This window comes from Phormidesmis priestleyi BC1401 (assembly GCF_001650195.1).
Taxonomy (GTDB): domain Bacteria; phylum Cyanobacteriota; class Cyanobacteriia; order Leptolyngbyales; family Leptolyngbyaceae; genus Phormidesmis_A; species Phormidesmis_A priestleyi_B.
In genome coordinates this window covers 69970-83462 of the sequence record NZ_LXYR01000004.1, presented here as the reverse complement: position 1 = coordinate 83462, position 13493 = coordinate 69970, and the positions used below count along the sequence as shown (strand labels likewise).

Genomic DNA, 13493 nt, shown 5'->3' with positions numbered 1-13493 from the left:
TGACTTTGCACTTAAAACCCTATGACTCGCGTAGAAAACCCGGCACCCAACGACAAACCTCAACCAAAAGATGAAAATCCCTGGCTTGAAGGACTTAAGACCATTGGGTTGAGCGCCCTTTTGGCGATCGGTATTCGTCAGTTTGTGGCAGAAGCTCGCTATATTCCTTCTGGCTCAATGTTGCCGACTCTGCAAATCAACGATCGCTTAATTGTTGACAAACTGAGCTATCGGTGGTTTAGCACACCTCAACGGGGCGACATCGTGGTGTTTTCGCCTACCAGCACGCTAGAAAAGCAAAATTTCCACGATGCGTTTATCAAACGGGTGATTGGGCTGCCGGGTGACAAAGTAGAAGTCAAAGGCGGTCGCGTTTTTGTCAATGACCAGGCTCTGCGAGAAAACTACATTGAAGAAGATCCGCAATATCAATGGGGTCCGCAGACGGTTCCTCCGGGTTCTTATCTAGTGCTGGGAGACAATCGCAATAATAGCTACGACAGTCACTATTGGGGCTTTGTCCCCCGCGAGAAGATTATCGGTCGCGCGGTTGTGCGGTTTTGGCCTCCTAATCGAGTCGGAGAGATCACACCAGAACCGAACTATAAGCCGCAGCAGTAGACGTTAGGTTCCAGTTTAGGGACACCAAGTACGAATCACTCTCCCAATTAACGGTTTGCCTAGCCAAGGGGTGTTGAGCGATCGAGACTTTAAACTCTCACGATTCACCGTCCACTCTAATTGCGGATCAAATAACACCAGTTCCGCAGGCTGATTGACAGCGATCGCACTCATCGTTTGCCCCAAACAAGCAGCGGGACGGACGCTAAGACTGCGCCATAGTTCTAAAGCTGACCACTGTTGAGTCTCTACCAGCGTCTGCCACAGCAAGGGGAGTGCGAGTTCTAGCCCGATTGCTCCAGGGGGCGCTTCTGAGAAGGCAACGGTTTTTTCTTCGTAGGTGTAGGGCGAGTGATCGATGGCGATCGCGTCGATCACCCCTTCTCGAACGGCTTGCAAGAGGGCAACTTGATCGCTTTGATTTCCTAGCGGTGGCTCTAGTCTCAGATTGGGATCGTAGTGCTCGATCGCTTTTGTGTTGAGCAACAAATGCATCCACGTCACGCTGGCAGTAATTGGCAACCCTCGTGCTTTCGCGGCTCGAATCAGTTCCACACTCCGCGCGGTCGAAATTCGCATCAGATGAATGGGGGTTCCGATTTCTTCGACGCATTCTAATAGAGCCGATAGCGCCGTCGTTTCTGACATGGCGGGATCTCCAGGCAAGCCAAACCGCACCGACTCAACGCCTTCACGAATCACGCCATTACCGACCAACGATCGGTCACACGCCCACAGCGCAATCGGTTTGTTTAGCGGCTGAAGATATTCCAACAATCGTCTTATCAGAACGAGATTAGCGATCGGCTGTCCGTCTGCAAACCCGACGACTCCTGATTGTGCCAGTTCTGACAGTTCGGTCATATGTTGACCGTTGGCATGGAGCGTTAAAGCCCCCCAACAAGAGAGTTTTGAGTTTTGCCTGAACCAGGTGACGGCAGCAGGATTGTCGATCGCAGGTTCTGTATCCGGGAGAATATTCAACCGAGTGAAGCCTCCCGCGATCGCGGCTTGACTGAGCGATTCTAAAGTTTCCCGTTCTTCAAATCCCGGTTCTCCAGAATGGCTGTAAAGGTCAACCAGTCCTGATCCCAACACTAAGCCTGGAGAATCATAAATCTGGACATCAGGTGGACTCTCGCCAGTTTGAGACCCAATCTGAATGTCGCCGATTTGGGACGCGATCGCCAGAATCACGCCGTCTGCGATCACCACATCGACCACTTGATCGACCATCGCGATCGGATCGAGCAGACGGACTTGTTGGAGCAGTTCGATCGTCATAAAACTTTTCTAAAGTGCCCCGGCTGCGGTCTTGTCTAAAACGCCTCCCAAGTGCGTCGTGATGTTCATTGCTTGCATCAGGGGAGCCGCCTCGATTCCGTGCGGGTAGTCGATCACGCTGACGGCTCCGTTACCTTGCTTAAAGTTCCAGAAAGACTCGGCACCCAAACCCGCGACGTGACAGAGAATCGCTTTGTTGATGGCATCGTGAGCGACGACCAAAATCGTGAAAGGTTCGTCAGCCGGACGCGTTGCTGCTGCGTTGATGATGTCTTGCCATGCAGCGATCGCCCGATTCCATACGCCTTGCAGATTTTCGCCTTCGGGCATTTGCACGGTTTCGGGGTGCTGCTGCCACTGATGCAGCAAACCGGGATAGGATTGCTCGATTTCGGCTTCTAGCTTGCCTTCCCATAAGCCGTGACTGATTTCTCGCAGGTCGTCTCGCAGGTCAAGCTGAAGGTGAGGATGATGTTGAAGAATAATCTCTGCGGTTTCTTTGGGACGCAGCATTGAGCTACTGATCACCTGATCAATTCGCACCGATTTGAGAAATTCACACGCTTGAGCGGCTTGCGATCGCCCATTTTCGTTAAGCGGAACATCTATCTGTCCCTGAAAGCGTCCTTGCCGATTCCACTCGGTTTCACCGTGTCGCACCAACAGCAGCCGGAGTCCCTGACTTTTTGACTTGTGACGGGGCAACATTTCGCCCAAATGAGACGTGATATTCAATGACTCAATCTGCACGGGTTGCCCATATTCACCCGAAAAATTGAGAATGCTGATGCCGCAGTTTGAGATATGGAAGCGCTGATAATCTTCGGGCTGAAGTCCGATCGCCGTGTTGATCAACGCCCGATTAATGCCGCTATGAGCCACGATCAAAATCGTTTGTCCCACATGGTTGGGCAGAGTAGTTTGCCAAAATTGACGCGCTTGCTCATAAATCGCTGGAACTGGGAGAAAATCGACGCTGCCGTTTTCGTCTGACAGGCTCATCTTCAGCAAATGAGGCTGCGTTCTCCACGCGTCATACTCATCAGGATATTTCTCCTCGACTTCATCAAACAGCAACCCTTCCCAGAGCGGTAGATTAATTTCTCTCAAGTCTTCGCTGGTTTGCAGGTGAGGAGCGCGATCGGAATTGGACAGGATTAACTCCGCCGTGCGCTTTGCCCGCATTAACGGGCTGCTGTAAGCCGCATCAAGAGAAATTCCTTTGAGGGCAGCGGCAACCTGCACCGCCATCGATTCCCCTTTAGCAGTCAACCGCGACAGATCGCAATGTCCCTGCACTTTCCGCTCAACGTTGTAGCTGCTCTCGCCGTGACGGACGATGATGACGCGAGTAGTCAAAGGGAATCCTCCATTGGGTAAAGTTTCGAGTCAGGAAGATTTTACCCTGTCGGGCGTTCTCCTCGCCAATTCTGCTAAGTTTGACGATGAGGCACCGATGCAAATAGATTGGGAGAAGTCATGACGTTGAAGCGGTTGGTTTTGGGCGCACTGACGATTTTAGCGATCGTCTTCGTGGTGAGCGATTTGGTCAATAGCTGGAGTCAACCCCAGTTCAACAGCCGCTTAGAACTCTATGAGACTGATTTGCTGCTGCAAGCGTCTGAGTGGCAGGGTGATTCGCCCGATACCCGTAAGCCTCTCCCGGTTGAAAATCCGGTCAAGGCGGCGCTAGAAAGCTACAAAAAAGCGCGAGACACCGCCCAAACAGATATCGCCGATGCCGAGACGAAATTGGAGAAACCTCAGTCCAAAACGCCTGCGATCGACAATGCTCTGACGACGAAGCAACTCATCAAGCAGAAGTCGCTCCTCAAAGAGTTAGATCTGCGAGTCGGAGTTCTGCAAGCGCAGCAAGGAGAGGTGGATGAAGCGCTGAAAACTTGGGCTTCTGTAAAAGAACGTTCTGACTCAACGGCAATCACAGCAAAAGTTCTGTCAGGGCTGTGGAGTCAGCCTCCTCAACTGTTGCCCAACGCAGAATCGCAAATCAATAAGAATCTAGACGGATGGTTCCGCACTCGGTCGCTCACCAAACTGTATGAGTTGCAGCAGCGATCGGACGCACTCGACCAACTCCAAACCGCCGAACAGCAGACCGCAAAACAGGCATTTATCCGATGGGCAACGGCGAATGCAATTCCCGCGATCGCCATCTTCTCAGGCGCATCTCTGCTGATTTTTCTGATCGGGCAGTGGGCAGTCAAGGGCAAACAAGCCCTCTTAGCAGGCACCAATGACATCCGGTGGTCAGTGCCGTGGGATGGTGAAATTGTTTGGCAGGTGTTGGTAGTCGGCTTTTTCTTGGTGGGGCAGATTGTGCTGCCGATCGTCAGTCAATCCACCTTAGCGGCACTCAAAATCAATCCGGCAACTTTGGGAGAACGGGCGAAAGCAACTTATTACCTAGTGACTTACGCACTCTTGGCAGCAGGCGGATTGAGTGTCTTGTATTGGTCGATTAAATCGTTTTTGCCGCTGCCCGATCGCTGGTTTCATCTCAGTCTCAAAGGTAAGTGGTTTTGGTGGGGCTTGGGCGGATATTTGGCGGCGTTTCCCTTGGTGATTGTGGTGTCGCTGGTCAATCAGCAAATCTGGCAGGGACGCGGCGGAAGCAATCCAATTTTGCCGATCGCCTTAGAAGGAAAAGATAGCCTTGCGATCGCGATCTTTTTTGTCACGGCAGCGATCGCGGCTCCGTTTTTTGAAGAAATCTTTTTTAGAGGATTTCTCCTGCCCTCGCTGACTCGCTATTTCTCAACTTGGCAAGCCATTCTTCTCAGCAGTTTCTTGTTTGCGGTGGTTCACCTGAGCCTTTCAGAAGTCATTCCGCTCATGACGTTGGGCATCGTTTTGGGATTTGTTTACACCCGTACTCAAAATCTTTTCGCCTCAATGCTGCTGCACAGCTTGTGGAATAGCGGTACTTTGCTGAGCCTTTTTATCTTAGGGAGCGGGAATTCCTAGATTCTGAATCGCCTCAAATCTCCGAGAAATCTTGGTTTTTTGTTCGTTACTTCTTTTGGCTGGGCACATTGAGTGCGAACTCTCACAACCAAAGGCTAAGACGATGACAACCGGAACTTCTAATGACGCGAGCAAAAAAGTCGCGGCTGGCATTTGTGGAATTTTGCTGGGTGCCTTTGGCATTCACAAATTTATTTTGGGCTACAAAACTGAAGCCCTGATTATGCTGCTGGGAAGCATTTTAACGTTTGGGCTTGCGGCTCCCATCTTTAGCATTATTGGTTTAGTTGAAGGAATCATCTACTTGACCAAAAGCGACGACGAATTTATCAGCACCTACATGACGAGCAAAAAAGGCTGGTTTTAAGGTCTTCTGAAGATCGACAACTCTCAAAATCCTGGTTTTTTGCGCCTCTTTCTACAGCATCTCACCAGGATTTTTTGATTCCACTTGAACTTTACTTAAATGCCCCCAATGCTGAAACCTAAAAAAATTGCTTCGATCGTCCTCTTCGCTACTTTGGGCGCAGGCTATTTCAGCACATTCTCGAATTTAGAAATCAATTTCTTCGCCAGAAACTACTTAATTTTGGTTCCCGTCCAGCTTGGCGTTTTGATCTATTTATTTGGGTGGAGACGCACTTCTACCAATGCAGTGGTCGAGACTGAAGAAAATTAAAGTTTTTCGGTCGATCGTACAAAACTTCATCTACCCTCAAGAAAGGAGCCTATAAACCACCTTCCTTGAGTGTGCGATGCAAACCACGTCAAAAACAGAAATCAACGCCCCCATTTCAGACACCATCACGATCGATGTAAGCGGCATGAAGTGTGCAGGCTGTGTCAAAACCGTTGAGAATGCCCTCACTCAAGAGCCGGGGGTGATTTCTGCCACGGTGAATCTCGTTACAGAGTTAGCAACCGTTGAGTGCGAGTCAGTCATCGATCCCGCACACTTAGCCGAAAAATTGACCGAAGCCGGATTTCCGAGTCAGCCTCGCTATCCCGAAGGCGCTCCAGAATCTGCAGGCTTGATCGATCTCGCAGAACGGCGACGGTTAGACACCCAACAGCAGACTCGCAGGCTGACGATCGCGATTCTTCTCCTAGCGATCTCGACGATCGGGCACCTCAATCAACTCGCAGGCATCACCATATTCGGACTCAGCAACATTTGGCTGCACTGCGGGTTAGCCGCGATCGCGCTGGCAGTGCCGGGACGATCGATGATTATTGACGGCTGGCAAGGCTTGCGCCGCAATGCTCCCAACATGAATACGCTCGTCGGGCTGGGCACCGTTACCGCGTTTGCCGCTAGTTTGATTGCGCTTCTGTTTCCCCAACTCGGCTGGGAGTGCTTTTTTGACGAACCTGTGATGTTAGTTGGCTTCATCCTCCTCGGTCGCACGTTAGAGCAACGGGCAAGAAGTCGGGCGGCGTCGTCTCTTCAGGCGCTTTTGGCACTTCAGCCCCAGACTGCCCGATTGGTCAAGAAGAACGAACAAGATCCTCTTAATCCTTCGTCTTTTATTCCTCATCTCTCAACTGAGATCGCGGTCGATCGGATTCGCGTCGGTGAGTGGCTGCAAGTGCTACCGAGTGAGAAGATTCCCGTCGATGGCGAAGTCGTCGCTGGGCAGACCACGATCAACGAATCGATGCTGACGGGTGAACCTGTCCCAGTGCAAAAGCAGCCGGGCGATCGCGTCTCAGCCGGAACGCTCAATCAGTCGGGCGCGATCGCGATCCGAGCTAATCACATCGGCAAAGACACCACCCTGGCACGAATCATCAATCTGGTCGAAGATGCCCAGGCGCGCAAAGCCCCGATTCAGAAATTAGCGGACACGATCGCGGGTTATTTTACCTATGGCGTGATGACGATCGCCACACTCACCTTTCTGTTCTGGTATTTCATCGGCACTCACGTTTGGTCACAGGTTTTGCTTGCAGGTCAAGCGCTGGGCAGCGAACACGCTATGCACCACCTTGATCCGTCTGCTGTCACGATTCACCCGTCTCCGTTATTGCTGAGTCTCAAACTCGCGATCGCCGTTCTGGTGATTGCCTGCCCTTGTGCGCTTGGACTCGCCACCCCAACCGCAATTTTGGTCGGGTCGGGCATCGGTGCTGAGCGAGGATTATTGATTCGAGGGGGCGACGTGTTAGAGCGAGTGCACGCTTTGACGACGATCGTGTTTGACAAAACGGGGACGCTCACCGCTGGATGCCCAATCGTCACAGACTGCATTTCTTTCAAATCGTTTGATCAGGAAGAATTTAATCTGTTGCAAATCGCCGCAACGGTTGAAAGTGGAACGCGTCACCCCCTTGCAGATGCGATCGTTCGCGCTGCCAGTCAGCAAGAACTTTCACTTCTTCCCGCTCAAGACTTCTACACAGAGCCAGGGCTTGGAGTGTCTGCAACAGTTTCGCTGCACTCAGAGCCGCAATCTGTTCTACTCGGAACCCTGACCTGGATGGAGCAAAATGCAGTGGTGGTGAGTGAGACAACCCAGGCACAGGCGCAAACGTTAGCACAAGCCAGCAAAACGGTTGTGTATGTATCAGTTGCTAATACCTTGGTGGGTCTCATTGCCGCTACAGATGCGGTGCGATCGGATGCCCAAGAAACCGTTGACTCACTACAGAAAATGGGTCTGCGAGTCATTATGCTGACGGGCGATCGTCGCGAAACTGCCCAAACCGTTGCAAAAACGCTCAACATCCCATCAGAAAATGTCTTGTCTGAAGTCCGCCCAGAGCAGAAAGCCTCGGTGATTCGCACGCTGCAAGCCGAGCCGGGAACTCTTGTCGCAATGGTGGGAGACGGCATTAACGACGCGCCTGCGCTGGCTCAAGCCGATGTGGGAATTGCTCTCAAGTCAGGAACCGATGTCGCGGTTGAAACGGCAGGCATTGTTTTAATGCGCGATCGTCTTACCGATGTGGTCGAAGCTTTATCCCTTAGCCGCGCCACTTTTGGCAAAATTCGGCAAAACTTGTTTTGGGCATTTGCCTATAATTTGCTGGGCATCCCGATCGCCGCAGGCATCCTGCTGCCAAAATTTGGAATTTTGCTCAGTCCTGCCGCCGCAGGTGCTTTAATGGCTTTTAGCTCTGTCAGCGTGGTTACAAATTCGCTTCTGCTGCGTCGGGCGTTTTCTACGCCTCGTGCTTAAGATCTGCGTAACCGCTCGCACTCTCAGCTAATTTGATCTCATCAGGGTTTATAAAGCGTCTCAGGGCTGTGTTCTAATAAACTCAGAGGTTTTCTCAAAGACTATAAAAGCTCCTAAATCGTTATTGGCACTGAGTCCCTTTCAGACCTGTCAGATATCGTAGCTAGATTAGGCGCCAGTCACTGTTTCCACCCGCCAACCCTTCGACTTTTCATGCCCTCAGAACCGCATCAGAATCATCTCTTAATTATCGAAGACGATAAGGGACGACGCGAATTTATCCTCGACGCACCCGTTTATTCGATCGGGCGCGACCCAAAGTGTGATATTCGATTAGTGTCTCAGTTTGTGTCTCGTCGTCACGCCACATTACTTCAGTTGCCCAACGAAGACGGCACCTACTATTATCGAATTGTGGATGGCAACCTTAAAGGCAAGCCTAGCGCCAATGGTTTGCTAATCAATGGGCGAAAGCTGCAAACCCACGATCTTAAAAATGAAGATGAAGTGGTATTTGGTCCTCAGGTGCGGGCAATCTATTACTTATTAAGGCGTGAGGCATTCTTAACCGTTCCGCCCGATGAATTTGACATCACGCTGATCAGCCCCAACATGATCGGTGATCCAGAAGATTGAAAGAAAGGTTTAGCCAAATGGCGCTCTCCGTGAATTCACACAGCGGTATACAATGGCACTCGACCCAATCGGTTTTGCTCAGTCCCAGTCTCCCCTAAACTTGCGATGCCTTTCGATCCATACCAAAGCCATTTTCTGATTGTAAAAGATGATACCGGAGAGCGAGAAGAACGACTCGAAAATTCTCACTACTCGATCGGCAGAGATTCTGAGTGTGATATTCGGCTGATCTCTCAGTTTGTCTCTCGCTATCATGCGACGATCGAGCAGCTAGCTAACCCCGATGGCACTTGCTCTTATCACATCAAAGACGGTGATCAAAACGGTAAGCCCAGTGCCAACGGTCTTTTGATTAATGGTCGGCGGCTGAGAGCGCATGACTTGCGCGATCGTGATGAGGTGATTTTTGGTCCTCATGTGCGAGTAATCTATCATCTGCTCAGACGGGATGCTTATGCAACAGTGCCTCCCGATGAGTTTGATATCACCTTAATTAATCCAGGTACGGCGGAGCTAGACAATTTAGACGAATAGCCTAGACCTACGATCGCGCGTTAGCCTCCAACGGTTTCGATCAGTCGCCAATGCTTGTTGTGGCTGATGGCTTGGCTGACTTGTGTAAACACTTGGCGGCAGTGATTGTCTACCTGAAGCGGAAGTTCTTCGTTTTTGATTACAAAATTCATCCGAACTTCTTCTTCGGTGACGATCGTTTTATCGACGAAAATCTCTACCGTCACCAGCTTTGGAAACGACACTCGCCCCGGAGTCTCTCGCGCCATAACATAATCTCCAGTGTCATAGATAATGTCCATGCTGCAAGACTTGAGCGTCTCGTTTAGCATGGGTTGGAGATTATTAGAAGAGATTCCAACCGTGATCAGACAGGTGTAACGAGCCATAGCCAACCCCAAGCGTGCGACGAACGAACTTTTCTATGATACGTTCCCAAGATACGTTAAAACGATACTCTGGTCTGGTGTCATACCCAGGCTTAGTGTAAGCTGAAGTGCTTTCCTGTGGAAGTCCTTAAGACTTTTATAGCGAATTCCTCTCAGGTTGACTTATTTTGCGAGGGGTTAAAGAGACGGCTGTGATCAGTTGATTTTGTCCACTGACTAATGTTGATAATGGACGGCAAATTCATTGTATTTGAAGGGGTTGAGGGATGTGGCAAAACTACCCAACTTCAGAGATCGCGTCAGTGGTTGTTAAATAGCGGTTGGTTGCCCAATCTCCAATCAAAAAGATTTGTGAAGCAACTGATGGCGACCCGTGAACCCGGCGGCACTGATTTGGGGGTGGGGGTGCGACAGTTGTTGCTTAATCCTGCTAGAGAGCCGATTCACGATCGAGCAGAATTGTTGTTATATGCGGCAGATCGTGCCCAACACGTCGAAGGTTTTTTGCGCCCTCACCTGGCAGAAGGCTCGATAATTTTGTGCGATCGCTACACCGATTCGACGATCGCTTATCAGGGCTACGGACGAGGACTCGACTTTGCGCTCATTGATCAGCTTAACCAAGTGGCAACCAACGGGCTGCAAAGTGATTTAACGCTATGGCTCGATCTCGATGTAGAACGAGGGTTAGCCCGAACTCAGAAGCGAGGAGCGAGCGATCGCATCGAGCAGGCAAATCTAGACTTTCATCAGCGGGTGCAGCACGGATTTGCTCAACTAGCGGAGCAGAATCCCGATCGAATTGTCCGCATTGATGCCAGTCGCAGCGAGTTAGAGGTAGCTGAACACATCGAAGCCGCTCTCAGTCAACATCTGGCTCGCTGGTATGGAGCCATTCAGGGCTGATGAATTAAAATTTTGTCGCTATAAAAAACATGACTACTTTTAATTCGTTAATTGGACAGCCTCAAGTGGTTGAATTATTGACCCAGGCGATCAAGCGCAATCGTGTCCCCCCCGCTTATTTATTTGCAGGTTCTTCGGGTGTGGGCAAACGATTGGCGGCTGAGGCATTTGTCAAACTTTTGGTGTCTGACCCGCGCCAACGAGTCGCGCAGCGGAATCACCCCGATGTGCTTTGGGTTGAGCCGACTTATTTGCACCAAGGTAAGCGGCTCTCGCTCGCAGAAGCCGAAATAGCCGGGGTGAAGAAAAAAACGCCGCCACAAGTCCGCCTCGACCAGGTGCGAGAGATTTCACTGTTTTTGAGCCGTCCGCCCTTAGAAGCCGATCGCTCGATCGTGATCATCGACCAAGCCGAGACGATGGCAGAACCCGCCGCAAACGCTCTGCTTAAAACATTAGAAGAACCAGGACGGGCGACTCTGATTTTGTTAGCGCCCAGTGCCGACTCTCTGCTGCCAACTCTGGTGTCTCGCTGTCAGCGCATCCCGTTTTATCGGTTGAACTCAGAGGCGATCGCGCAAGTTCTTAGCACCGCAGGCTTTGACGAAATTCTGCTATGTCCGCAGATTTTGGCACTCGCTCAAGGAAGCCCCGGAGACGCGATCGTCCATTGGCAAAAGTTTCAGACGATTCCGCCAGAGTTATTACAAGCCGTGACTCACTTGCCAAAATCACTTCGAGAAACATTGACGATCGCCCGTCAAATCACTAAAACCCTAGACAGTGAGGCTCAACTCTGGCTAGTGGACTATTTGCAACAGACCTATTGGCAACAGGCAAAGCTGAGCGGTCAATCTGCTTTGCCTCTGCAACTTCTTGAAAAGGCGAGAGATTATTTGCTTGCCTACGTCCAATCACAGTTAGTTTGGGAAGTGACGCTGTTGGGAATGATGCAGGTTTAAGCAGTTTGAGCCGCAAGCCTTTTGGTAATCCCGATCGTTGAAAAAGCTCAATGACAGCATAGATCACCCGCGATCGACATCCCTCAAAATACCTCTAGGGTTGCCCTGTGAGATGGTTTTATCGCTGCCCGGTGACAATATAAGCAACTCGTTTGCCAATGTTGGTTGCGTGGTCTGCCATCCGTTCTAAATGACGAATTAAGAGAACCAATAGCACGATCGGTTCGACCACTCCTAGCACATCCGATTGCTGAGTCAGCAGCGTGTAGAGAGTTTCATAATCTAAATCGACGGCATCATCTTTATCGCGCACTTCTAGCCCAGATGCCGCATCGAGATTGGACAGCGACACCAGGCTCATCGCTAACATGGCACGACAGCGATCGAACATCAGCCGCACTTGCCCCATGTGTGGAGAAACGGGGTAAGGAAACAGCCGCACCGCTACTTCTCCAAGGTTTTTGGCGTAGTCTCCGATTCGTTCTAAGTCGCGCACAAGCTGCATCAGAGCGCTGAGAAGCCGCAGATCTTGGGCAACCGGAGATTGCAGCGCAATCAGATTGACGCAATCTAGCTCGATCTGCTTATAGAGGCGATCGATTTGCTTATCTTGCAAAATAATCTGGTCGGGGGCATCTAAATTGCCTTCAAATAATGCCTGTCGTGCCATATTGCAAGAACTCTCGACCAACGCGCCCATTCGCAAGACATCTCGCTGGATGCGCTTGAGCTGCCGTTCAAAGTGGATGCGAAGGGGTTCTTGACTTTCTATAGACACGGTTTTATACATTTCTGAGTATTTGGCTGATAAAGTAATCAATCTTGAGCGTTTTACTATAGCAACAGCATGAGGGGAGCGCTGGTATCGTGAAAAACCTTTTGGATAATTTCAATGATAAAACGATCGAAGTCTGATGTGTTTCCTAGATTTTAGACTTTCTCAGATTGAGTTAGCCACGATCGTCACTCTTGCGGTAAATTGCCAGTGTGGCAGTTGCCTATAAACGGACTGCTTTCCCTACCACCTCCTAGAATGATCATGAATGCAACCCCTCTCACGCTGAACAATTCTCGTTTTGCCATGTCTGATGATCTGACTCCTGCGTCGCTGTTTGCCGTCCGCGAATCGTCTCTGAGCGGTGCGCCGACCCAATCTAGCAGCCACAGCCTGTTTGCTCAGTTACGCAGTCACTATCCGACTGGGGCGTTGACCTCAGAACTTGTGCAGATCCACGACGGGCAGTTTGTGGTGCGTGCTTTAGTGCAGGTCGGAAATGCCACTCTTGCAACTGGAATGGCGGCAGCCGATCGGATCGAAGTCGCCGAAGATCGGGCAAGAATCCGGGCGATGGAAGTGTTGGGCATTGCGCCGACGGCTCCTTCTGCTTATGAGGTTCAAGCGCAGGTTATGACAGAGGCTCCGAGAAAAACCGAATTTTCGGCTGCGTCGCTGAATGCGCTGAAAGATGCCAAACTCCCCGCGTTGGAGAGTCAGGAGACTGAGGAGATTGCGCCTCCTAAAGCTATCAGCGGACGTAAGAAAAAAGAGGCTCCTGAACAGCCCACATCCACGATCGGCGGCTCCGATGACTTCCTCTCCACGTTTCCTGGGTTAGACATGCCTGAAGCGGTGCAAGCCCCCGTTGAGGTTGACTATGACTATAGCCAAGACGGTGAAGCAGACTTGCCCGAAGAGACGGTTTATCAAGCTCCTGAAGAAACCGAAGCGGTGAAAGTCAGCGTTCCTGATGTGGCGTTTTCTAATGACCCGATCGACCTGTCAGACGCGATCGCGCAAATTGGCACCGAGATCGAGCGCATCGGCTGGACTAAAAAGCAGGGCAGCAGCTATCTGCAACAAACCTACAGCAAGAAGACCCGCGCCGAACTCACAGAAGACGAGTTGCTGGAGTTCTTGCACTACCTAAAAGCGCTGCCCTCTAAAGGACATCCCTCGTTGAGCCAGATTCCGTTTTGACCAACGTTAAGAAGAAGGGATCAGCCAGATTCTAGCT

General features: G+C 50.9%; 14 protein-coding genes. 10 read left to right on the top strand and 4 right to left on the bottom strand.

Annotation, left to right across the window (positions count from 1 at the left end; all coding sequences use genetic code 11):
- The first annotated feature begins 21 nt into the window (after positions 1–21).
- The gene (lepB, locus tag A8707_RS03750) at positions 22–621 is read left to right on the top strand and encodes a signal peptidase I (protein ID WP_068815251.1); all 600 of its coding nucleotides are present in this window, start codon (positions 22–24) and stop codon (positions 619–621) included.
- 15 nt (positions 622–636) lie between these two features.
- Here lepB and A8707_RS03745 read toward each other — a convergent pair whose 3' ends face one another.
- Together A8707_RS03745 and A8707_RS03740 are read right to left on the bottom strand one after the other, a co-directional pair.
- A complete protein-coding gene (locus tag A8707_RS03745) occupies positions 637–1905 on the bottom strand; it encodes a dihydroorotase (protein WP_068815250.1) in 1269 nt (422 codons plus the stop codon).
- Positions 1906–1914: 9 nt separating this feature from the next.
- A complete protein-coding gene (locus A8707_RS03740) occupies positions 1915–3264 on the bottom strand; it encodes a histidine phosphatase family protein (RefSeq protein ID WP_068815249.1) in 1350 nt (449 codons plus the stop codon).
- A 120-nt stretch (positions 3265–3384) separates the two neighbouring features.
- Here A8707_RS03740 and A8707_RS03735 point away from each other — a divergent pair, with 120 nt between their 5' ends.
- From A8707_RS03735 to A8707_RS03710, 6 genes are all read left to right on the top strand, one after another.
- Entirely contained in the window at positions 3385–4890 is a 1506-nt protein-coding gene (locus A8707_RS03735; RefSeq protein WP_068815244.1) for a CPBP family glutamic-type intramembrane protease, read from the top strand.
- A 103-nt stretch (positions 4891–4993) separates the two neighbouring features.
- Positions 4994–5257, top strand: a complete 264-nt coding sequence (locus A8707_RS03730) for a TM2 domain-containing protein (protein ID WP_068815242.1) — start codon at positions 4994–4996, stop codon at positions 5255–5257.
- Positions 5258–5365: 108 nt separating this feature from the next.
- The gene (locus tag A8707_RS03725) at positions 5366–5569 is read left to right on the top strand and encodes a hypothetical protein (protein ID WP_068815440.1); all 204 of its coding nucleotides are present in this window, start codon (positions 5366–5368) and stop codon (positions 5567–5569) included.
- 76 nt (positions 5570–5645) lie between these two features.
- Positions 5646–8072 carry a heavy metal translocating P-type ATPase gene (locus A8707_RS03720; RefSeq protein WP_068815240.1) on the top strand — a complete coding sequence of 809 codons (2427 nt, stop codon included), beginning with the start codon at positions 5646–5648 and terminating at the stop codon, positions 8070–8072.
- A gap of 213 nt (positions 8073–8285) precedes the next feature.
- Entirely contained in the window at positions 8286–8708 is a 423-nt protein-coding gene (locus tag A8707_RS03715) for an FHA domain-containing protein (protein WP_068815238.1), read from the top strand.
- A gap of 105 nt (positions 8709–8813) precedes the next feature.
- Positions 8814–9242, top strand: coding sequence for an FHA domain-containing protein (locus A8707_RS03710; protein ID WP_068815236.1), 429 nt, complete (start codon positions 8814–8816; stop codon positions 9240–9242).
- Between the two features lie 20 nt (positions 9243–9262).
- On the opposite strand, the gene A8707_RS03705 is transcribed toward A8707_RS03710, so the two are convergent.
- Entirely contained in the window at positions 9263–9610 is a 348-nt protein-coding gene (locus A8707_RS03705) for a hypothetical protein (protein WP_068815234.1), read from the bottom strand.
- 228 nt (positions 9611–9838) lie between these two features.
- On the opposite strand from A8707_RS03705, the gene tmk reads away from it, so the two are divergent.
- Positions 9839–10516: a dTMP kinase gene (tmk, locus tag A8707_RS03700; RefSeq protein ID WP_068815232.1), complete on the top strand. Its 678-nt coding sequence runs from the start codon at positions 9839–9841 to the stop codon at positions 10514–10516.
- 29 nt (positions 10517–10545) lie between these two features.
- Complete coding sequence (locus tag A8707_RS03695) at positions 10546–11478, top strand: DNA polymerase III subunit delta' (protein WP_068815230.1); 933 nt, start codon at positions 10546–10548, stop codon at positions 11476–11478.
- 118 nt (positions 11479–11596) lie between these two features.
- Here A8707_RS03695 and phoU read toward each other — a convergent pair whose 3' ends face one another.
- Entirely contained in the window at positions 11597–12256 is a 660-nt protein-coding gene (gene phoU / locus A8707_RS03690) for a phosphate signaling complex protein PhoU (protein ID WP_331711670.1), read from the bottom strand.
- Between the two features lie 261 nt (positions 12257–12517).
- Here phoU and A8707_RS03685 point away from each other — a divergent pair, with 261 nt between their 5' ends.
- A complete protein-coding gene (locus A8707_RS03685) occupies positions 12518–13456 on the top strand; it encodes a hypothetical protein (protein WP_068815225.1) in 939 nt (312 codons plus the stop codon).
- Positions 13457–13493: the final 37 nt, after the last annotated feature.